Here is a 22,978-nt window from a genome sequence, read left to right on the forward strand (position 1 = left end):
CTCCTCCCCTAGTCTCTTCTTAGTTTAATAAAAACTAGGAAAAGTGCAAAGAAATATAATTTATTTCTTGTTACAAGTTATTAATTTTTAGCGTTTTTAAACGCTGCAGCCATTGCACTTAAACCGGTTTCTTCAACTTGGTTTAAGTTATCCAACGCTTCACGTTCGTCAGCTTGGTCTTTCGCTTTGATAGATAAGCTAATAGTACGGTTCTTACGATCCACACCCATAAACTTAGCTTCAACATCATCACCAACTTTTAATACTGTAGAAGCATCTTCAATACGGTCTACAGAGATGTCGCTAACACGTAAGTAACCTTCAACACTTTCAGCTAACTCAATTGTAGCGCCTTTAGCATCAACTTCCGTTACCTTACCATTAACAATAGCACCTTTTTTCTTATCTGTCAGATACATATTGAACGGGTCGTCTTCAGCTTGTTTAACGCCTAACGAGATACGCTCACGTTCTGGGTCAACTTGAAGTACGATAGCATCGATTTCATCGCCTTTCTTATAATCACGAACAGCTTCTTCACCGCCGCCCCATGAAATATCAGATAAGTGAACTAAACCATCTATGCCGCCATCAAGACCAATGAAGATACCAAAGTCAGTAATTGACTTGATCTTACCTGATACTTTGTCGCCTTTGTTGAAGTTTTTAGCAAACTCTTCCCAAGGGTTAGCAATACATTGTTTAAGACCTAAAGAAATACGACGACGTTCTTCGTCAATTTCTAATACTAGCACTTCAACAGTGTCACCTAAGTTAACAACTTTAGATGGGTGGATGTTTTTGTTAGTCCAATCCATTTCAGAAACGTGAACTAAACCTTCAACGCCTTCTTGGATTTCAACGAAACAACCGTAGTCAGTTAAGTTAGTTACACGACCAGAAAGTTTAGAACCTTCTGGGTAACGGTTAGCAATAGCTACCCATGGATCTTCGCCTAACTGTTTCATACCTAATGATACACGAGTACGTTCACGGTCAAATTTCAATACTTTAACTTGAATTTCATCACCAACATTTACGATTTCACTTGGGTGTTTAACGCGTTTCCAAGCCATATCTGTGATGTGAAGTAGGCCGTCAATACCACCTAGGTCAACGAATGCACCGTAGTCAGTAAGGTTTTTAACGATACCTTTAACTTCTTGGCCTTCCGCTAATGACTCTAGTAATTCATCACGTTCTGCACTGCCTTCTGCTTCGATTACAGCACGACGTGAAACAACTACGTTATTACGCTTTTGATCAAGCTTAATAACTTTGAATTCTAAATCTTTACCTTCAAGGTGAGCAGTGTCACGTACAGGACGAACATCAACTAATGAACCCGGTAAGAAAGCACGAATATTGCTAACTTCAACCGTGAAACCACCTTTAACTTTACCGTTGATAACACCGATAATAGTTTCTTTTTCTTCGTATGCTTTTTCAAGCACTTGCCATGCTTCGTGACGTTTTGCGTCATCACGAGAAAGCACAGTCTCACCGAAACCATCATCTGTCGCTTTAAGTGATACATCTACTTCATCACCAACAGAAACTTCTACTTCACCAACAGCGTTTTTAAATTGGTCAATTGAGATCACGCTCTCAGATTTAAGGCCGGCGTCAACAATTACGTTGTCTTTGGTTACTTTTACGATTGTGCCACGGATAATTGAACCCGGACGAGTTTCGATTTCTTTTAAACTTTCTTCAAAAAGTTGTGCAAAATTTTCAGTCATAACTTGTCTATTAACTCAGTTATTAATCCAATCAACATCATTGTTTCATGGGGTTGTTAAATTAGCCTCGGTACATCCTGACGTAGGCTTTAAATAAATTACCGTTACTCAAACTTAAGTTAAGTATAAGTAAATGATAAGGACTTATGTTAATTTTCCATTCGCAAATGAAAGGACTTTATTAACCACTTCTTGTATAGAAAGGCTAGTAGAATCAATAATTAACGCACCTTCTGCCGGAATTAAAGGGGCAACTTCTCGGTTGCGATCCCGTTCATCACGCTGACGTATGTCATTCAAAAGGCGCCCGATTCTAACATCAAACCCCTTCTCTTTCAACTGATTAAATCGGCGTTCTGCACGTATCTCTGCGCTAGCAGTCAAAAATACTTTTACAGGAGCCTTAGTAAACACAACCGTGCCCATGTCTCGCCCATCAGCAACTAAACCTGGTGCAACACTAAAGGCACGTTGACGACGTAACAAGGCCTCTCTTACACGTGGAAAGGCTGCAACTTTAGAGGCTAATGAACTAATTTCTTCACTACGAATAGTATCCGTAACATTTTCACCTTCTAAAATAACTTTACTTTCGCCCTGACTACTAATTTCAAATTGAACGTCAAGGTGAGCTGCCATTGGAATCAAAGGCTCTTCATTATCTAGGCTAACGTGATGATGCTGTGTAGCAACAGCAAGAACGCGGTAAATAGCACCACTGTCAAGTAAGTGCCAACCAAGCTGTTCAGCAACAATTCTAGCAACAGTTCCTTTGCCTGCGCCACTAGGACCGTCTATTGTGATTACTGGAACACTTTCCTGCATACATATCTCTCCTAATGTCAAAAATCGGCGGCATTATACGTGATCTATAGATTAATACCAATTTGAATAAAGTTATTACCTGTTCTACGTCAAATTTATGAACGTAGAACAGGTAAAATCAACTAAGTATAGTTATGCTGTATTGCTTTATTTTAGCAAGAGACTTGCGATAATTTATCAAAATAATCAGGAAATGTTTTCGCTGTACACTTAGGATCATTAATTGTGACAGCTGTGTCACTTAGGGCAACAAGCGAAAAACACATGGCAACTCGATGATCATTGTAGGTATCAATTTCAGCGTGTAGTAATTTTTTAGGCGGTGTAATAGATATGTAGTCTTCGCCTTCTACCACGTCAGCGCCAACTTTTCTTAGTTCTGTCGCCATGGCCGCTAATCTATCCGTTTCTTTTACACGCCAATTATAAATGTTTCGAATGGTTGTGGTGCCTTTTGCAAACAATGCCGTTGTCGCAATTGTCATAGCAGCATCAGGAATGTGATTCATATCCATATCAACCGCCGTTAGTGGTTTACCTACAACAGTAATTGATTCATCATTCCACGTCACTTCGGCACCCATTTTTTCGAGTACATCTGCGAAATGTTTATCACCTTGCACACTTAATTTACCAACACCGTGTACGGTAATTTCACCACCTTTAATTGCTCCGGCAGCTAAAAAATAGGACGCTGACGACGCATCGCCTTCTACCATATACTTTTTAACCGCTTGGTATGATTGATTACCTTTTACTGTAAAAGATTGATAGCTGTTATTCTGTACTGTTACGCCAAATCTTTTCATTATATCAAGCGTTATATCGATGTATGGCTTAGAAACTAAATCACCTTCAATTTCTATTCTAGTATCTGTTTTTAATAACGGAGCTATCATCAATATTGCGGTTAAAAACTGACTAGAAATAGAGCCATCAATAGTTACAGTACTTGCAGTTAAGCTTGTACCATTTATTTTTACTGGTGGATAATCTTTATTTTCTAAATATTGAATATCAGCATTAAGCTGCATTAACGCATTAACCAAGTGACCAATTGGTCTTTCTTTCATTCTTGGTTCGCCCGTTAAAATAAATTCGCCTTCGCTTGCTGCAAGTGCCGCGCACAATGGACGCATTGCAGTACCGGCATTTCCAAGAAATAATTCTACCGGTTCACTAACCTTGAAAAAACCATTGTTTCCACTGACTGTGCACTCTGTGCCACACTCGCTCAGCGTATAGTTAACACCAAGGGTTGTTAATGCATTCAGCATATACTTAATGTCATCACTGACAAGTAAATTGGTTATTTTGGTCTCGCCATTTGCTAATGCTGCAATTAATAATGCGCGGTTAGATAAGCTTTTTGAACCAGGTAAAAAAACCTCACCATTAATTTTACTTATTGGGTTTAATGTTAGCTGCTCCATGCTATCTGTTCCCTTTTTCAAATTTTTGCATGAAATTCACTAGCGCTTGTACACCTTCAATAGGCATTGCATTGTATAAACTTGCGCGCATACCACCGACGCTTCTATGACCTTTTAATGCCATTAAGCCATGCTCTTCTGCTTGAGTTAAAAATTGTTTATTTAAACTTTCGTCTTTTAGCCAAAAAGTGATATTCATTTTACTGCGATACTGTGATTCAATATTATTTTGATAGAAGTCACTACTATCAATGGCATTATACAATAATTCTGCTTTTGCTTGATTGAGTTTAGCAATGGCTTTTACGCCGCCTATCTCTTTAAGCCACTGAAAAACTAATCCCGCTAAATACCACGCGTAAGTTGGCGGAGTGTTATACATTGAGTCATTATCGGCTGTTGTTTTATAGTTCATAATACAAGGTGTTGCTTTTTGAGCATTGCCAAGCAAATCTTCACGTACAATGACAATAGTTAAACCTGAGGGGCCTATGTTTTTTTGAGCACCCGCATAGATTAAACCAAATTTTGTTACATCAACTTCGTGTGACAAGATGGTTGATGACATATCAGCCACAAGCGGTACCCCATGAGTATCGGGTATCTCGTTAATTTCAATACCATCAACCGTTTCATTTGGGCAGTAATGTACATAGGCTGCATCACTATTAAGCGGCCACTTGTCGCTAGGGGTAAGGCTAACTTCACCATCACCGTGCTCTTCGCGAATACTGATCACATTGACATTACCAAAATTTTTAGCTTCAGCAGCCGCTGCTTTTGACCATGAGCCATCAACAATATAGTCAGCGGATTTTCCCTCAGGTAATAAGTTTAATGGCACCGCTGAAAATTGACCACGACCGCCGCCATGGCAAAATAGTACTTTGTAGTTTTCAGGAATAGCCATAAGATCGCGTAAATCGGCTTCTGCCTGTGCTGCCATTTCAATATAAATAGCGCTGCGATGACTAAGTTCCATAACAGAGCAACCCGTATTGCTCCAATCGATAAATTCTTTTTGTGCTTTTGCCATTACAGGTGTAGGTAACATTGCGGGGCCCGCACAAAAATTAAAAACTTCTGACATGATTTCTTCTCAAATGGGTAAATTAAAATTATCAAACCTGATTAATTAGTTTGATATACCTTTTTTCTGAACATAAAAAAAGGCGGTTATTAGCCGCCTTTCAGTAGTGTGCGACGTTTATTCTTGCTCGTCGTCCGATGTACTTTCGTCATCCACTTCTTTGGGCGCTTTGCTCAGGATTATGTGTTGATGAGGAATCAGCTACGATTGTAGCATCATCCGTTTCACTAGCCTCTTCAGAGTTCTCTTCCGACGCAATAACCGCTGGCTCTTCTATTTCATCAATACGTTGTAGTGCAACAACATGTTCCCCCTCAACAGTACGTATTAAGCGTACACCCTGAGTATTACGACCAATAACGCTCACTTCATTAACACGCGTACGTACTAAGGTGCCGTTATCTGTAATCACCATGATTTCGTCAAGTTCATCAACTTGTACTGCACCAACAACTTTGCCATTACGTTCACTCACTTTAATTGAAACAACCCCTTTGGTTGCCCTACTTTTCGCAGGATATTCATTTAAGTCGGTACGTTTACCAAAGCCGTTTTCCGTGATAGTTAATATAGGTCCATCTTTTTTAGGTACGATCAACGAAACAACTTTTTGGTCGTCTTCGAGTTTCATACCGCGAACACCTGTACCTGTTCTACCGATAGGTTTTAATGCCCAACGTTGTTCACCCGTTTCAGGATCAAGTTTAATCTCGCCTGTTTCGCTATCACGTACTTTTTCATTAAAGCGAACCACTTTACCGGCATCAGAGAACAACATTATATCGTTGTTACCATCAGTAATATCAACACCTATTAGGGTGTCATCATCACGAAGGTTTAAGGCAATAATACCGTTAGCTCGTTGGTTTTTATATGCTGTTAATGCTGTTTTCTTCACCGTACCTGATGCAGTCGCCATGATAATATATTTATCTTCGGCATATTCACGTACAGGTAAAATCGCGGTAATATGTTCGTCGTTTTCTAATGGTAGAATATTGACAATTGGACGACCACGCGCAGTTCTACTTGCTAATGGTAGCTGATACACTTTAAGCCAATATAGTTTGCCTCTATCAGAGAAACATAAAATAGTGTCATGAGTATTGGCTACTAACAATCGTTCAATGAAGTCTTCTTCTTTCATTTTAGTCGCTGCTTTACCTTTACCACCACGACGCTGTGCTTCATAGTCACTTAATACTTGATATTTGACATAACCTTCATGAGAAAGGGTTACAACAACATCTTCTTCTGTGATGAGATCTTCAAGCGATAAGTCATGAGAAGCATTAGTAATTTCAGTACGACGTTCATCACCAAATTCATCTCTGATGGCAACCAGTTCTTCACAGATTACTTCCATTAAACGTTCAGGACTGCCTAAAATATGCATTAATTCAGCAATAAGGTCTAATAACTCTTTATACTCATTTAGAATTTTTTCGTGTTCAAGACCACTTAATTTATAAAGCTGTAATTCAACAATCGCTTTTGCTTGTACTGGCGTTAAATAATACTTGTTATCACGAATACCAAATTGCGGTTCAAGCCACTCAGGACGTGCTGCGTGTGTGCCTGCGCGTTCTAACATAGCGCTAACATTACCTAAATCCCAACCTTGAGCAACTAGCTTTTCTTCTGCTTCTTTTCTTGATGGTGAGGTTTTAACCAATTCAATAATCGGTTCAATATTGGCAAGTGCTATAGATAGACCTTCTAAGATATGGGCTCTATCACGGGCTTTTCTTAGTTCAAAAATAGTACGACGTGTAACGACTTCGCGACGATGTAATACAAACTCTTCAAGCATTTCTTTCAGGTTAAATATTTTTGGTTGGCCATTGCCTAATGCCACCATATTAAAACCAAAAGACACTTGCATTTGAGTGAGTTTATATAAGTTATTTAAAACAACTTCACCAACATCACCACGTTTGATTTCAATAACCATACGCATGCCGTCTTTGTCAGATTCATCACGTAAAGCTGAAATACCTTCAAGACGTTTTTCTTTAACAAGCTCAGCCATTTTTTCAATAAGGCGTGCTTTATTCACCTGATAAGGTAACTCATGAACAATAATGGTTTCTTTACCTGTGGTTTCATGCACTTCAATTTCAGCGCGCGCACGAATCTTTATTTTACCACGACCGGTACGGTAGGCTTCTTCAATACCCGCTCTACCACTAATAATAGCCGCAGTGGGGAAATCAGGCCCTGGAATATATGTTAGTAACTCTTCAAAGGTAATGTCACTGTTTTCTATTAAGGCTAAACAGCCATTAATGACTTCAGTTAAATTATGTGGCGGAATATTAGTAGCCATACCCACGGCTATACCTGAACCACCATTCACTAATAGTGTAGGAATTCGTGTAGGCATAACAGCCGGAATAAATTCTGTGCCGTCATAGTTTGGTACAAAATCAACCGTTTCTTTGTCTAAATCCGCTAAAATAGCATGTGATATTTTAGCCATTCTGATTTCGGTATAACGCATTGCTGCCGCGCTGTCACCATCAACTGAACCAAAATTACCTTGACCATCAACTAACATGTAACGCATAGAAAACGGTTGTGCCATACGTACAATAGTGTCGTATACAGCAGTATCACCATGAGGGTGATATTTACCTATTACATCACCAACCACACGGGCTGATTTTTTATAAGCTTTGTTCCAATCGTTTCCTAAAACATCCATTGCGAATAAAACACGGCGATGAACAGGTTTTAATCCATCACGTACGTCAGGCAAAGCGCGCCCAACAATAACGCTCATGGCATAATCTAGATAGGAGGTTTTTAACTCATCTTCAATATTTACTGGAACTATTTCTTTGGCCAGATCTGACATAAATAGACGTTTCCCTTAACTTAAAATGTAACTTTAAAATCACACGATTTTTATTATTATCTTTTCATAAAAAAGATCTAAATCAACGCAGCATACTATCACAAATTTGAGTGATGCCAAACAGCTTTATTCGTCCAGTAACAAGGAGATGGCATGTCTTAATAAAAGTGGTGGTAAAAGCAGCATAATTAGCGATTAATTGATCTATGTCGTCACTTTATTCCTTGTTTCCTCTTTGTTTAATACGCCGATTCGTTTAGAATCGAACCAATCAAAAATCAACTAGATATAACCATGACTATGACCATGACAGAAATTAACGATACACCTAATGTAAATGAGGTTGAAATTGCTAAATTTGAACAGATAGCGAGTCAATGGTGGGATTTGTCTGGTGATTTTAAGCCATTACATCAAGTTAACCCGTTAAGAGTACAATTTATTTGCCAACACATTAGTGAGCAACAAACAGATCTTTTTGCTAAAGAAGTTATTGATATTGGTTGTGGCGGCGGGATATTGTCAGAATCACTGGCGAAGTTAGGTGCCAAGGTTACTGGTATTGATATGGGTAACGAACCTCTCAATGTAGCTAAACTACATGCTCTTGAATCAGGTTTAACCATAAATTATGAAAAAATAACCGCTGAAGAAAAGGCACTACATTGCCATGAACAATTCGATATGGTGACATGTATGGAAATGTTAGAACATGTCCCTGAGCCTGCTTCTATAGTTAATGCGTGCGCAAATTTAGTTAAACCTGGTGGTTTAGTGTTTTTTTCCACGTTAAATAAAACCGTAAAATCATACCTTCTTGCTATTTTAGCTGCGGAAAAAATACTTAAATTAGTGCCTGATGGCACCCATGAACACGACAAATTTATAAAACCCTCTCAGTTGATTCAGTGGGCAGCAGAAAGTGGCTTAAATTGTATCGATGCTAGTGGCATTCATTACAATCCACTTTCTGAAAATCATAAGCTTTCATCAAGTTTAGACGTTAACTATATTTTGTGTTGTCAAAAAGTATAAGGACGTCAAGTTAAGTAGACCTTAACCACATTAACCGATTGAGTAATTTTTCAAAAATATGCTTTGTTAATTTGTTTTATTCCAAACGATTAATCAGAACCAAGTATACTTTCTATATAGCATATTTACTCCTTGATTCTTTTTTACCCATATCGGTTAAACTAAAAACAATCACTGCAACTCATTGATATTAAAGTGATTTATTTTTAATATTACAAATGGATATATAAACTTGTAAAAATTAATTAAAATATTTTCATTTAAAATTATTTTTTAAAATAATGATTGATTTTGTCAAGTTACAAAACCTTTTAACGTTACTAGGTTAGTCATCGCTAACCTAACGACGACAAATAAAAATATCATAAAAGCAAGCTGTTTTTATGTCTTGCAAAAAGACAAAAACCTCACTATCTTGTGTCTAACTTTATAAAAAACCCTAGATGTTGTGTGCACACCATAAGTATGCATATTAAATTAAAGTTTCTAAAAATTAGAACTAACTAAGCGCACTTTAGTGATTAACTTACATGTAATGTGTAATATATGCTAAAGAAAATAATCATAATTTACACCACAGGTCTTTCATGAATAATTATCTTTTTGTTACCAAACGGAATGGCGAAAAAGAACCCATCGATTTAGAAAAAATTCATCGCGTTATCGCTTGGGCTGCAGAGAATCTTGACCATGTGTCAGTTTCTCAAGTTGAATTGAAATCACATATACAATTTTATGATGGTATTAAAACAGCGGATATTCATGAAACTATTATTAAGGCTGCTGCGGATTTAATATCTGAGGAAACGCCTGATTACCAATATTTAGCCGCTAGGCTTGCAGTATTTCATCTTCGTAAGAAAGCGTATGGTCAATTTGAACCCCCTTCATTATACGACCATGTGGTAAATATGGTTGAATCAGGAAAATATGATCAACACTTGTTAGTTGATTACGACAAAAGTGATTTCGAACATATGTCGTTGTTTTTAGATCACAGTCGTGATTTAAACTTCAGTTATGCTGCAGTTAAGCAACTTGAAGGTAAATATCTTGTACAAAACCGTGTTAATGGTGCTATTTATGAAAGCGCACAATTTTTATATATTTTAGTCGCCGCCTGTTTATTTGCAAAATACCCGAAAGCAACACGATTAAGTTATGTAGAAGGTTTTTATAACGCAATATCAACCTTTAAAATATCACTTCCTACACCTATTATGGCAGGTGTTCGTACACCAACCCGTCAATTTTCATCTTGTGTGTTAATTGAATGTGATGATTCGCTTGATTCTATTAATGCTGCCTCAAGTGCGATAGTGAAATATGTTTCTCAACGTCTTGGTATTGGTGTAAATGCCGGACGGATTCGTGCGTTAGGCAGTGCTATTCGTAATGGTGAAGCGTTCCATACAGGTTGTATTCCTTTTTACAAACACTTCCAAACGGCGGTAAAAAGCTGTTCACAAGGTGGTGTTCGTGGTGGTGCAGCAACCTTGTTTTATCCACTTTGGCATTTAGAGGTTGAGAGTTTACTCGTACTTAAAAATAACCGAGGTGTTGAAGAAAACCGTGTACGCCATTTAGATTATGGTGTTCAGTTTAACAAAGTTATGTATCAACGATTGATCAAAGGTGGTCACATTACATTATTCAGCCCAAGTGATGTACCAGGGCTTTACGATGCATTTTTTGAAGACCAAGATAAATTTGAAGAACTATACACGCAATATGAAAACGATGATTCTATTCGTAAAAAGCGTATTAAAGCCATCGAATTATTTACGTTATTTGCTCAAGAACGTGCAAGTACTGGCCGTATCTATTTGCAAAACGTTGATCATTGTAATACCCATAGTCCTTTTGATCCTAGTAAAGCACCTATTCGTCAAAGTAACTTATGCTTAGAAATTGCCTTACCCACTAAACCGATGAGCGACGTTAATGATGAGTCAGGTGAAATAGCACTGTGTACTTTGTCTGCATTTAATTTAGGGGCAATAGAATCACTTGATGAATTAGAACCTTTAGCTGATTTAGCCGTACGTGCACTTGATAGTTTACTTGATTACCAAGACTACCCTATTCCGGCTGCTCGAAATGCCAGTATGTCTCGTCGTACTTTAGGCATAGGTGTTATTAATTATGCCTATTATTTAGCAAAAAATGGCTTATATTACTCAAATGGCAGTGCCAATAATTTAACCCATAAAACCTTTGAAGCCATTCAGTACTATTTACTAAAGGCCACCAACGAATTAGCGAAAGAACAAGGTGCCTGTCCTAAATTTGATGAAACACGTCTTGCACAAGGTATTTTACCCATTGATACTTATAAAAAGTCTATCGATGATATTACAGGCGAACCCCTTCATTTAGATTGGGAATCTTTACGTGCAAGCATTAAAAAGCATGGTGTGCGTAATTCAACAGTATCTGCGTTAATGCCATCTGAAACATCATCTCAAATTTCAAATGCAACTAACGGCATTGAGCCACCACGTGGCTTAATTAGTGTTAAGGCAAGTAAAGATGGTGTATTAAAACAAGTTGTACCTGAATATTTAAAACTTAAAGATAACTATGAGTTACTTTGGAATATTCCAAGTAATGAAGGTTATTTAGAACTTGTAGGTATTATGCAAAAATTTGTTGACCAAACAATTTCAGCTAATACTAACTATGATCCATCTAAATTTGAAGGGGGAAAAGTGCCAGTAAAACAAATCCTAAAAGATATTTTAACCGCCTACAAACTTGGTGTTAAAACCATGTATTACCATAATACTCGTGATGGCGCGAGTGATGATGTAGAAGTAGAAGATGACGATTGTCTTGGTGGTGCTTGTAAAATTTAAGCCCTGAAACAGAATGTGTCTCAGGTGATTTACAATCACAAACATGTAATAACGAAACAATAAAACCAATAAAATCATATGAACCTGGTCGTGTTACTGGGTTCTTTATTGCCAAACGCTTTAGAGTCAAATTTAGAGAATTTATTCTGGCAATATATTAAGGAAAAATGGCTAATGACGTACACCACGTTTAATCAAACACCCAGTAATGCTTTACTCGAACCTATGTTTTTAGGTAATAGTGTTAATGTTTCTCGCTATGATCAACAACGCTATATTGCTTTTGAAAGATTGATTGAAAAACAACTTTCATTTTTTTGGCGTCCCGAAGAAGTTGATGTTTCAAAAGATAGGTCTGACTGGCAAGGTTTAACTGAATCAGAAAAACATATTTTTATTTCAAACTTAAAATATCAAACATTACTTGATTCAATGGCTGCTCGTTCAGTGAATGCGGTTTTATTACCCTTAGTTTCTTTACCTGAAGTTGAAACCTGGGTAGAGACTTGGGCATTTAGTGAAACGATTCATTCTCGTTCTTACACGCATATTCTACGTAATTTATTTACAGAGCCTGGTGATGTTTTTGACGATATTATTGTTAACCCTGCCATTTTAAAACGCGCTAGCAGCATTGCTAAATATTTTGATGATGTAATTATCACCACACAATTACTGCAATCACAAGGTGAAGGTGTTTATGACGTTGAAGGTAAATCGATAGAGGTTAGCACCAGAAAACTTAAAGAGCGCTTGTTCTTAGCTGTTTGTTCGGTTAATGCACTTGAGGCGATACGCTTTTATGTTAGTTTTGCCTGCTCATTTGCGTTTGCAGAACGAGAGTTACTTGAAGGCAATGCCAAAATAATTAAGCTTATTGCACGTGACGAAGCACTTCACTTAACTGGAACCCAAGCATATGTTGAATCTTTGGATGTCAGGAAAAGATGACCCTGAAATGGCTGAAGTTAGTAAAGATATGCGTCAAGAGGGGTTACAAATATTCCTCGATGTTGTCGATCAAGAAAAAGAATGGGCTCAATATTTATTTAAAGATGGCTCAATGATTGGTTTGAACGCTGAAATATTAAATCAGTATATTGAATACATATCAAATCAACGACTTACATCAATTGGCTTTAGTGCACCGTTCAACATAAAAAGTAACCCGTTACCATGGATGAACGCTTATTTAGTCAGTGATAATGTACAAGTTGCCCCACAAGAAACTGAAATATCAAGTTACTTAGTTGGACAAGTTGATTCGAGTATTGAAGCTGATGAATTTGATGATTTTGATTTATAAATATTATTCAATACTAGTTCATGTCTGTTTCAACTAAACCTTGTGCTGAGTTAATACCCAACATTAGTGCTGACGGAAAAATAATAGCGTTTACAGAAAATAAGCAAACGCTATTAGAATGTTTAGAGCAGGCAGATGTTGAAGTGCACTATCACTGCCGAGACGGATTTTGTGGTGCTTGCAGAGTCACACTCAACGGTGAGGTGTCTTACCCTAACGGTGAACCTTTAGCCTATGTGGGCGAAAATGAAATTTTGCCCTGTTGCTGTATCCCGATTACCGATATTACTTTAACACTTGAATAACCATTTCTGATTAGCCTTGTTAACTTATACCTGTTTCATTAATTAAGTGATCTATTTTATACGTAGAAAAAATTGCCAAATACAAGGCATTTATTTCAATAACTAGTTGGTCTAATGATTAAATAAACAACGATATAGTGGGTGGTTTTAGCAAGTAAAAGTGATCACATAGTTGCTGAGATTGGTATTAATAACAATTCCATTAAGTTATTTTAATTCCGTCTTAAATTTGTCGATAATTAAAGTTTATATAGAACGTTATTGATTTTGACAAGTGCGCTACAAGGCTGTAGCTTATTGTTAATGGTTATAATGACTAACTTACCTCTAACTGCCTTTTTTCGTGTGAATTAAAATGAAGTATATAAAATGAATGGATTTTTAAAACCCTACTTGTTTCGAGCCATATTATTTTCTGGTTTAGCCCTTATTTTAGGGCTGTCACTTTCTTATATTGTTTATAAATCTTCAACTAAAATAGAACAAAACACGTATGAACTGGTCAATAAATATATTCCTATTTTAAATAGTTCTAACCAAATTATTGAAATATTAATTGCTCAAGAACGCAATATTTACGAGTATTTTGTCACACAAGACAACTCATTATTTTTATCAAAACAAAATGAATTTAATCAAATACTCACTGCGCAATACTTGCTAATTACTCAGCAAGGTTCATTTACTAATGAAAGTCAATTAATTGCTGAAAGCCAAAAGCAAATAGAACTTTTATTCACAAAATTTCATACGACAATCCAAAACAGAGATCAATATGATGCAAATGACTATTGGGATGAATTAAGAGTTATATTAGCCCAAATATCCGCGACTAGGCGTGAAATAACGCCCGTATTAGAAACGATAAAAATGGAGACTCAAAAGAACGTAATGAGCGCTAAAAATGCCACCCATAAACAAGTGGCGAAGAGTCACACTATGGTGGTTTTTTATAGCTTTAGTATTATTCTATTGGGTGCTCTTATTGCATGGTATATAAGACAATCTATTGTAAATAATGCCAAGATGAACCGTTTAGCATTATTTCCTCATCGTAATCCTAACCCTATTTTGAGTATTAACAACAAAGGAAATATTAGTTTTTCTAACCCCGCATGTGAAGCATTGTTACTTAAGTTGCAATACACGAATGAAGAAATACATAAATTGCTACCTCATAATTATTCTGCCCTGTGCAAAAAAATAATAAAGAGTAAATTGCAGTCTATTTCTGTTGAACAAACAATTAAACAATTTGTTTTACAATACAATATTAATTATTTACCCGATATCAATGCGTATGACATTCACATAATAGATATTACCGAACGAAAAATAGCAGAAGAGAAAGTTAAAAAATTAGCCTTTTATCATCAAGTAACTCATCTGCCCAATCAATATAAGCTTGATGATGATTTAATCTCTGAAATAAAACGTCAAAAAGAATTTTCTTTGGGCATATTTTCTATTAGAAGTTTTAATGAACTCGTGACAGCCTATGGTGTTGAAGTCTGTAATGATTTAGTACTTAAGTTTTGTCAGCACCTAAATAACGCCTTCGTTAACGAATTCATTTTCTATCATCTTAATGAAAACCACTTTGCTTTAATTAGCCGTGGCGAGAATGACAAAGCATCGTTACAACGTATTGCCAAACAAATTTGCCATATAGCTGAAAAACCGCTTATTACACAATACGGCGAATTCTTTATTGAGTTAGACTTTGGATTTTGCTTATACCCAACCCATGGTCAAGATAAAAACCGTTTAATCAAAAATGCATTCTCTGCCCTGTCGATTGCTCAAGCTAACCAACACGAATACTTTTCTTTATTTTGTTCCGATCTTGAGCACGACATTACCCATAATGCCAACATGATTGATGATTTAAGAAATGCAATTACAAAAGATGAATTATTTTTGGTTTTTCAACCTCAGTTAAACTTAGCTCAACAGAAAATAACCGGTATAGAAACCTTAGTTAGGTGGAAACGTAACGATAACATAGTATCACCAAACTGAATTTATCCCTTTAGCAGAACAGTCTGGTTTAATCGTCCCTATTGGCCAATGGATTCTTGAGCAAGCATGTTTGTTTACTAAAACCTTAATCAGTTTAGGCCATGAAGACATCGTTGTTGCGGTGAATGTATCACCACGTCAATTTTCTCATCCTGATTTTTTACAAACAGTTCAGCAAACGTTAGAAAACACAGAATTAGATGCCAAAAACTTAGAACTAGAGATCACCGAAGGTGTCTTTATGCATAACGAAGAAATGACTTTATGCGTACTTAATCAACTAAAGAAAAATGGTATACAACTCTCAATTGATGATTTTGGCACGGGTTATTCTTCCCTCTCTTACTTAAAACGTTTTCCCATAGATAAACTCAAAATAGATCAATCGTTTGTTAAAGATTGTCACGAAAATAATGAAGATAAAGCCATCATCAGTACGATTGTTGCTTTAGGGAAAAATCTTAACTTATCTTTGATTGCTGAAGGCGTAGAAGAATTAGCCCATGTTGATTTTCTAAAAAGTATTCACTGTGATGAGATACAAGGTTACTGGTATAGCAGACCATTGGAAAAAGATAAGCTTATCTCATTCATGACAAATGCAATGGTTAGAAATAACGGTTAAGGCTTTAACGACATGAACAAGATAATAAACTGGTTTTCTCTCGCCATTGAAAAAAACACGTTAAAACGCTCATTAAAAGTAGCGATGATTGTTGGAACGCTGCTGATGTTAATTAACCATGGAGATATAATTTTCTCTGGTGAAATTCAACTACACCATATATTGAAAATATTATTAACCTATTTAGTACCCTATTTAGTGTCTACCTATAGTAGTGTTGAGTCGAAACTCAACCACTAAAATAAGATACATTTACAGCAGTTGTTCCTGGCAAGAGTTTATTTAACAGCTTTATATCACACGGCTTAATAGTTTGTATTAAGCGCTCTTTGCTCTTTGTATAAAGCGCGTTCAACCCAATAATCAACACTCACATAACGTCCTGCACCCATAAATAATAGCGCTAATAACATGATAAAATAGGTAACAGAAAACTCGATACCATTATTTAACATCACAACACTGCCCGAAGAGGTTATGTAATCGTAGTTAGTGTGTTCTTGCAATACTTCTTTGACAATAGCCAACTTGTTTGAAGCTTCTATTACGCGTTCGGTAGCAAATGGCGCACTCGGGTCAGTAATAGCCTGCCAACCGTTGTCCCAATGAACTGTTCCGGCGGCAACAATCATAGTAATCATCAACGGAATTGAAAACCATCTTACGGCAACACCAAAGAAAAGTGCTATAGCACCAAAAAATTCAGTTGCGGTAGCTAAAATTGCCATCAAAAAAGGAAACGGTAAGCCTAAACCCCACTCGGTATTTCCAAACCATTCAACAATTCCCTCAAAGCCTTCAACTTTCTTAGTGCCTGCCATCCAAAAAACAGGTACTAAGTACATCCTCAACATAAAAGGGGCTAAAAAATCTAATTTTCGGGTTTTATTCAATAATGCGTGGATTTTTATTAAGTGCGATTTCAAAGTCTACTCCTTACAAAATACTATTTAGAATAACGATGTATTAAATAGTGATTTTTAGATGAATATTCGTTAGTTTAATGATTTGATGCTATCGAATAATAAAGGTTACAACTTTTTTGAAAAAACAAACGAGTCCCCCTCAAGACCTAGAAAATGAAAAACAACTCATTGATGGTCTTCTCAATAATGACAATTGTGCCTATGAAACTTTAGTAAGGCAATACAGTTCGAGAATGTATGCCATTGCGCGACGTTTTTTTAATAACGATGATGATGCCCAAGAATGTCTGCAAAAAGCATTTATTCAAGTATTTAAAAATATTATATCGTTTAATAAGGACGCTAGTTTAGCTACTTGGTTACATCGAATTACCGTAAATGAAGCATTAATGATGATCAGAAAACGCAAAAGACAACAGACAACCTCATTAGATGACTTTACTCAACATTATAATGAATTTGGCGAACGCACAGTGTTTAGCGATAGCGAAACAGATGAATTAGGTCAAAGTTTAGGGAATACTATTGAAGCTATTTTTGAACAAAAAGAAACTAAATTATCGCTGACAGAAATTATTTATCAACTTCCTGAAAAATACTGTAACGTTTTGCTACTTAGAGACATCCAAGAGATGAATACTAAAGAAACAGCAGCATTATTGTTTATCTCTGAAGCATCAGTGAAAACGCAATTACACCGAGCTAGATTGCTTTTAAAAGCAATTTTAGAGCAACAAGACAAAGAAAATTTAGAAAATAATTGGAAGGTGAATTAACGTGTTAATGATTAAACGATTAATGACTCGATATGTCCCTGGCATGTTAACTTGTGAAGAAGTAGATAACTTTTTATATGATTTTCATGAAGGGCAATTATCGTATGCTGAAAGAATTAAATTTAAACTACATTTGAGCATGTGCTCTGAATGCAGAGCTTATGTCCAAGGTTATATCAATACAATTCGTAATACACAAGCAGATATTAAAAAAACGGAACCCGTAGAAACTATTCCTGAAGAGTTGATTGAAGCAATTTTGAAAAGCCGAACAAAAAAGTAGTTTTATCCTTTAATATAATATTGGAAATACCATAAAATGATCGCAAGTCAATTGGCCATTCTCGAACAAGGCCTTTCATATCTAACGCACATTTCTGAAGAAGATTATACCGCAATCATATCGCCTAATTTTATTAGTTCAGCCGGCGCTCATATGCGGCATATTATCGATCATTACCAAGCGATCATTACAGGCTTGGAAATGAATTTAATTGATTATGATATTAGAGAACGCGGTTGTGAATTCGAATCATGTCCACGACGTGCAATAGAAAAACTAAATGAAATAAGCAACTGGATTCAGACTCTCACGTCGAATCAGCTGAGACAATCAATTACGCTAGCAACAGAAGTTTCCATTCATAATAAAAACAGACAAAAAGTACAAACCTCTGTTGCGAGAGAACTCGTGTTTGCCGGCAGCCATGCAGTACACCATTATGCCATGATAGCCCAAATATCGTATGCTCAGAAAAATTCACAGCCTCAGTTATTTGGTTTAGCTCCTGCTACTGCAACATTTCTCAGACAAACGGGACAGCAGAATAATTTAAAGCAACAAAGCTGTTGTTAGCTTTTAATTATGGTTATTTACCTTTTGCCAACATAAAACACGCAAAATGTAAGCATGAATATTATACCAATCTCACTTACTATGTGATCATTTCTACTTGTTAAAACCTCCAACTACATCGTTATTTATTTAATCATTGGAACAACTCGTTAATGAAATAAATGCCTTGTATTTGGCAATTTTTTCTACGCATAAAATAGATCACTTAATTAATGAAACTGGTATTAGGTTCTAAACCGCTCAACAGACTGGTTAAAACTAATAGCCAACTCTGTCATTTTCACCGAAATATCATGAGTTTCCATACTGCCCTTCAGAACAGCATCCCCCACGGTTTTAAAGTGCTCAACCCATTCACGCATGTCAATAACTTGGTTATGTGAATGTTTTGCCTGATTCGCTACTTCATCGCTATCCTTGCTCAACGTCATAATAGTTGCTTGAATAACTGAAAGTGACTCAACCGTTTGTTGCGATAACTCAACCGCTTCACTGGCTTTAATCTGGTTATTTTCCATAGAACAAACAACCTGGGAAATAGAACCGACAATACCCTCTAACATGGCATTAATTTCAATGGTTGATTGATGTGTCCGTGTCGCAAGTGTTCTTACTTCATCTGCAACGACGGCAAAACCTCGACCAGTCTCACCTGCTCTTGCTGCTTCAATGGCTGCATTTAACGCTAACAAGTTGGTTTGATCTGCAATTTCAGCGATAGTACCCACAACCGCTGAAACATTATCCCCTGATTTACGAAGTTCTAATAACATTTCTGATGAGATTTCGATATCACTCGCCAATGAAGAAATACCTACCGATGCTTTAGCAACTTGTTGCGCCCCTTTTTCTACTTCTTGCGCGCCTTTTTCAGCTTTCTGTGACACATTATTTGACTGCTGAAAACTTAACTTAATTTGATCTTCCAAGGTCATCATTCGTGATAGCAGTGATTCAATTTTTTCATTGAGTAATTTAACTTGATCATCAGCATTCTCTGATGACTGTGCCAATACGCTAACTAAGCCATTAATGTTATTGGCTACACTTCTAACATCGTTAATACCAAGGAGAAACGCTTTAAGTAGTCGGTTAACACTTCCCGCAGCAATACCAATTTCATCTTTGGAATTTTCTGGCACTGTAACGGTTAAATCATAGTCTTGCGCCACGTGGTCAAGTTCTTTGGCAAGTTCACGAATAGGCAAGGCAATTTTTTTATGAGAATAAGCATAAGCAACAATGGCTACGGTAACAATACTTGCTAACAGTGCTAAGACTAATAGTTGGATGTTGGCAATTTCCGTACTTATTTCTTTCGAGCTACTATTGGCACTACTACTAACATCCTCTTTAATTTTATTTAGTTGAAAGGCAATGTTTTTCGAGTGCTCATCAACTTCTACTAGGATATTGCGTGCACTATCCCAGTCGACAGAATCTGCAGTCATAACACCTTGCAGTCGTTCCATAATGGCAAATAGAGTTGTTATTTCTACCATAATTGGCTTACTTTCTTGATAGGCTGTCATCATACTATTCGTTTTTAATAGCCGGTCGAACTGTTTTTTATTGTCACTTATCACACGAGAAAATTCACTTTCTTCAATCACTGTGCCGTAAAACCCATAGGCGGAAATTTGTAAACTATCCAAGGAAAGTCGCATTTCTTGCAAGGTATCTAATTCTGGCAAGGTTTGACCTATAAAGTGATTTGTTCGTTGATTCACCTCACTAGCAACACCAAACAAAGTTACCGAGGCCGCAATTGCAACCATGAGTACAAATACATAGCCAATTAATACTTTTTTACTGATAGAATTCATAAACTTCTCGCTATATAAAGGGTTTTTATTGTGGGAGTATTAGATAACAGTGCAGGATGCACTAGACGTTATTAAAACCCTTTTTTCAACTCATTCGCTAAATGATACTTTTATTCTATAAGAGAGAATAACAGTTTCCTGAAAATTATTTTATCTAAATTATCGTTTATTGCCTTCATGTAAATATTTCTCTTTACCTTTGCCAAGGTAAAGCTTCAACAATTTTTCAGGGGCACTAGGCAAATCAACACTGAGAAGTAAGCCAGGGGTTTGATTAAAGTTTACATCAATTCCTGTACAATGAAATTTTGCACCCAATTTATGGTACTGTTTTAAAAGGATAGGAATATCTTTGTTGTCTTTTTCAATGCCCATTACTAATGCCGATAGCTGTGTTAATGTTAACGGTTTTTCATCTATAAAATCGTTAACTTCCGGATGAAGTTGTCCATTAAACATTGCTTTAGCTTGAACACCTTGATTGTTAGATACCATGACTTTATCGATTAAAGCAACCGAACGTGGATCGTATAACTTACTTAATGATACCGTACCATACAGGGTTCTATACCTAGGATGTTGACAAACGAAAGCGCCAATGCCTTTCCATAATAATAATAGTCCATAATAACTATTCTGGTATTTTTCAATAATAAAAGACCTTCCCATTTCTAAACAAGGTTCTTGTTGGTTAATAAACTCTGGCTGAAAGTTAAATATTTGCGCAAGGTAAAGCTGCGACACGCCCTCCTTTTGTTGCAATAAATCTGTTTGACCAATACGATACGCACCAATTATTTCTTGCTCTTTATGATCAAAGATAAATAAATGCATGTAGGTCGCATCAAATTTATCCGTATCACAAGGCTCACCACTACCTTCATTTAGTGTTCTAAAGGTAACTTCTCGCAAGCGTGTAATTTCTTGCACACAAACAGGTATTTGATGCTGATAACCATAATACACAGTAAAAGTTTTAAACTGTAATAGGCATTGTTCAGTGGGTAAGCAAGATAATTCCGCTGTTAAAATTGAGCCACTTGCCGATGGAATGATATCTTCAAATACGGTGGGCTCATCATCTGTCTGCCACGCAGTAAAATACTTTTCATCATTTAAATAACACTGCAATCGTAAAAAATCATTCATTTTATCAATACTATCAAATTCATTGAGTTGTTTAGGTTGAATTAAACTATTTGTTTTTAAGGTTATTTCATGCTGTTGTAATTTCAACATTTCACGGGCAAGCATTAACAATCGAAATCGATAATAGATTCTACCCATTTGATGAAATAACTGACTATTAGTACCAGAAATATACACAGGTAAAATGGGTGTTTGGGTTTTATTAGCAATTTGAACCGCCAACCGATTCCAGTCTCCATCGGTTATTCGTTGTTTATCCGCTTGATAAAAAGACACCCTACCTGCAGGAAAAATAACTAATAGTCCTTCGTTTTTCACATGATTAAAACACTTTTTAATCGCCGAGGTATTGATGGCAGCTTTGGGTTTTAATGGGTTTGCAAAAATAAAGTAGTCTTCAATTTCTTTAAATATTTGTAAGCCAATATTGGCCATTACTTTGGTATCTTCACGATAGGAGGTAAGTAATTGAGCAATAATCACGCCTTCCACCATGCCATAGGGATGATTACATACCACAATACATCGCCCTGTTTTCGGTAATTTCGAAATAATATCTTGTGCACCAGAGACTTGAACACCTAGTGATTCTAGTAATTTTATAGAGAAATTTTGCTTGTCTAAGCCTGATAATTCATTGGTTAGATACAATTCTCGTAACTGCTTTATCCCAAATAGTCGATCGAGTAAAGGACTAACCGCTTTAAGTAAAATACCTGAAAACGTATTAGGCGCGAGTGATGACAACCGTAGATTTGAAAGGAGCTTATTTGAATTATTCATTATGAAAATACTTTACTACACAAATTAACTTATTAGAAACCACACTAAACTAGTTTGGATTTACCAAAAAACAACATAACAAACAAATCTTTGACACTGGCTTTAAAAAACCAATAGCTTAAATTTCTTTGCTGTGTTTCAGGTATTTTAGCTGAATTACTCGCTACTTTCTTTACTCCCTTGGAAACAAGCGCATGTTGACGTTTTTCTTGTTGGCGTTTCAAGGCAATGTTATCTCGTCGTTCTTGGGCAATATTAGCGCGCTCAGCAAAGCGACTTCTTGCCTCAGTACTCATCGTTGATAATAAACTACCACCGCCTGCCGTTTTACCTTTCACTTTAGTTTTTGGTTTTGGTGTACTACACATATTAACCTCCAATACACTTGATGATTTATCTTCAAATTAGCACAATGATTCTCATGCTTTATTTTTAGATGAACAAACGTATCTAAAGGTTACAAAATAAAAAAACATATTATTGAAAATCAGCCTACTTAGGTTAGTAAACTCACTATTATTCAACAATATGCTTTTCATAAAAGTTTATAATTAATTCAAT

At 36.3% G+C, this 22,978-nt stretch carries 18 protein-coding genes and 1 pseudogene; 10 read left to right on the top strand and 9 right to left on the bottom strand.

What is annotated here, in order from left to right; genetic code table 11:
* Positions 1-80: 80 nt before the first annotated feature.
* The 5 genes from rpsA to gyrA all read right to left on the bottom strand — a co-directional run bounded on the left by rpsA (position 81) and on the right by gyrA (position 7,950).
* Entirely contained in the window at positions 81-1,742 is a 1,662-nt protein-coding gene (gene rpsA, locus L3081_RS14665) for a 30S ribosomal protein S1 (protein ID WP_242286833.1), read from the bottom strand.
* A gap of 144 nt (positions 1,743-1,886) precedes the next feature.
* Positions 1,887-2,567, bottom strand: coding sequence for a (d)CMP kinase (gene cmk, locus L3081_RS14670; RefSeq protein ID WP_242286834.1), 681 nt, complete (start codon positions 2,565-2,567; stop codon positions 1,887-1,889).
* A 152-nt stretch (positions 2,568-2,719) separates the two neighbouring features.
* Positions 2,720-4,000 (bottom strand): 3-phosphoshikimate 1-carboxyvinyltransferase, encoded by a 1,281-nt coding sequence (gene aroA / locus L3081_RS14675; RefSeq protein ID WP_242286835.1) that lies wholly within the window; start codon positions 3,998-4,000, stop codon positions 2,720-2,722.
* A gap of 1 nt (position 4,001) precedes the next feature.
* Positions 4,002-5,090, bottom strand: a complete 1,089-nt coding sequence (gene serC, locus L3081_RS14680; RefSeq protein WP_242286836.1) for a 3-phosphoserine/phosphohydroxythreonine transaminase — start codon at positions 5,088-5,090, stop codon at positions 4,002-4,004.
* A 148-nt stretch (positions 5,091-5,238) separates the two neighbouring features.
* Positions 5,239-7,950: a DNA topoisomerase (ATP-hydrolyzing) subunit A gene (gene gyrA / locus L3081_RS14685; RefSeq protein WP_242286837.1), complete on the bottom strand. Its 2,712-nt coding sequence runs from the start codon at positions 7,948-7,950 to the stop codon at positions 5,239-5,241.
* A 315-nt stretch (positions 7,951-8,265) separates the two neighbouring features.
* Here gyrA and ubiG point away from each other — a divergent pair, with 315 nt between their 5' ends.
* From ubiG to nrtS, 7 genes and pseudogenes are all read left to right on the top strand, one after another.
* A complete protein-coding gene (ubiG, locus tag L3081_RS14690; protein WP_242287058.1) occupies positions 8,266-8,985 on the top strand; it encodes a bifunctional 2-polyprenyl-6-hydroxyphenol methylase/3-demethylubiquinol 3-O-methyltransferase UbiG in 720 nt (239 codons plus the stop codon).
* Between the two features lie 587 nt (positions 8,986-9,572).
* On the top strand, positions 9,573-11,843 hold the full coding sequence (gene nrdA / locus L3081_RS14695) for a class 1a ribonucleoside-diphosphate reductase subunit alpha (RefSeq protein ID WP_242286838.1): 2,271 nt from the start codon (positions 9,573-9,575) through the stop codon (positions 11,841-11,843).
* A gap of 174 nt (positions 11,844-12,017) precedes the next feature.
* Positions 12,018-13,149: pseudogene (gene nrdB, locus L3081_RS14700) on the top strand (class Ia ribonucleoside-diphosphate reductase subunit beta).
* Positions 13,150-13,169: 20 nt separating this feature from the next.
* Positions 13,170-13,454 carry a class I ribonucleotide reductase maintenance protein YfaE gene (gene yfaE / locus L3081_RS14705; protein WP_242286839.1) on the top strand — a complete coding sequence of 95 codons (285 nt, stop codon included), beginning with the start codon at positions 13,170-13,172 and terminating at the stop codon, positions 13,452-13,454.
* 369 nt (positions 13,455-13,823) lie between these two features.
* On the top strand, positions 13,824-15,476 hold the full coding sequence (locus L3081_RS14710) for a diguanylate cyclase domain-containing protein (protein WP_242286840.1): 1,653 nt from the start codon (positions 13,824-13,826) through the stop codon (positions 15,474-15,476).
* A 52-nt stretch (positions 15,477-15,528) separates the two neighbouring features.
* Positions 15,529-16,101 (top strand): EAL domain-containing protein, encoded by a 573-nt coding sequence (locus L3081_RS14715; protein WP_242287059.1) that lies wholly within the window; start codon positions 15,529-15,531, stop codon positions 16,099-16,101.
* A gap of 12 nt (positions 16,102-16,113) precedes the next feature.
* Complete coding sequence (nrtS, locus tag L3081_RS14720) at positions 16,114-16,341, top strand: nitrate/nitrite transporter NrtS (protein ID WP_242286841.1); 228 nt, start codon at positions 16,114-16,116, stop codon at positions 16,339-16,341.
* Between the two features lie 65 nt (positions 16,342-16,406).
* On the opposite strand, the gene L3081_RS14725 is transcribed toward nrtS, so the two are convergent.
* Positions 16,407-17,027 (bottom strand): HvfX family Cu-binding RiPP maturation protein, encoded by a 621-nt coding sequence (locus L3081_RS14725; protein ID WP_242286842.1) that lies wholly within the window; start codon positions 17,025-17,027, stop codon positions 16,407-16,409.
* A gap of 116 nt (positions 17,028-17,143) precedes the next feature.
* Here L3081_RS14725 and L3081_RS14730 point away from each other — a divergent pair, with 116 nt between their 5' ends.
* From L3081_RS14730 to L3081_RS14740, 3 genes are read left to right on the top strand one after another with little or no spacing between them, the layout of a single operon-like run.
* Positions 17,144-17,803: a sigma-70 family RNA polymerase sigma factor gene (locus L3081_RS14730; RefSeq protein WP_242286843.1), complete on the top strand. Its 660-nt coding sequence runs from the start codon at positions 17,144-17,146 to the stop codon at positions 17,801-17,803.
* Between the two features lie 7 nt (positions 17,804-17,810).
* Entirely contained in the window at positions 17,811-18,086 is a 276-nt protein-coding gene (locus L3081_RS14735; protein ID WP_242287060.1) for an anti-sigma factor family protein, read from the top strand.
* Between the two features lie 36 nt (positions 18,087-18,122).
* Complete coding sequence (locus L3081_RS14740) at positions 18,123-18,659, top strand: DinB family protein (protein WP_242286844.1); 537 nt, start codon at positions 18,123-18,125, stop codon at positions 18,657-18,659.
* A 224-nt stretch (positions 18,660-18,883) separates the two neighbouring features.
* Here L3081_RS14740 and L3081_RS14745 read toward each other — a convergent pair whose 3' ends face one another.
* The 3 genes from L3081_RS14745 to L3081_RS14755 all read right to left on the bottom strand — a co-directional run bounded on the left by L3081_RS14745 (position 18,884) and on the right by L3081_RS14755 (position 22,785).
* Complete coding sequence (locus L3081_RS14745) at positions 18,884-20,485, bottom strand: methyl-accepting chemotaxis protein (RefSeq protein ID WP_242286845.1); 1,602 nt, start codon at positions 20,483-20,485, stop codon at positions 18,884-18,886.
* 159 nt (positions 20,486-20,644) lie between these two features.
* Entirely contained in the window at positions 20,645-22,417 is a 1,773-nt protein-coding gene (locus tag L3081_RS14750; RefSeq protein WP_242286846.1) for a lysophospholipid acyltransferase family protein, read from the bottom strand.
* Positions 22,418-22,461: 44 nt separating this feature from the next.
* Complete coding sequence (locus L3081_RS14755) at positions 22,462-22,785, bottom strand: hypothetical protein (protein WP_242286847.1); 324 nt, start codon at positions 22,783-22,785, stop codon at positions 22,462-22,464.
* Positions 22,786-22,978 lie beyond the last annotated feature (193 nt).

This window comes from Colwellia maritima, from assembly GCF_022669015.1.
Classification (GTDB): domain Bacteria; phylum Pseudomonadota; class Gammaproteobacteria; order Enterobacterales; family Alteromonadaceae; genus Colwellia; species Colwellia maritima.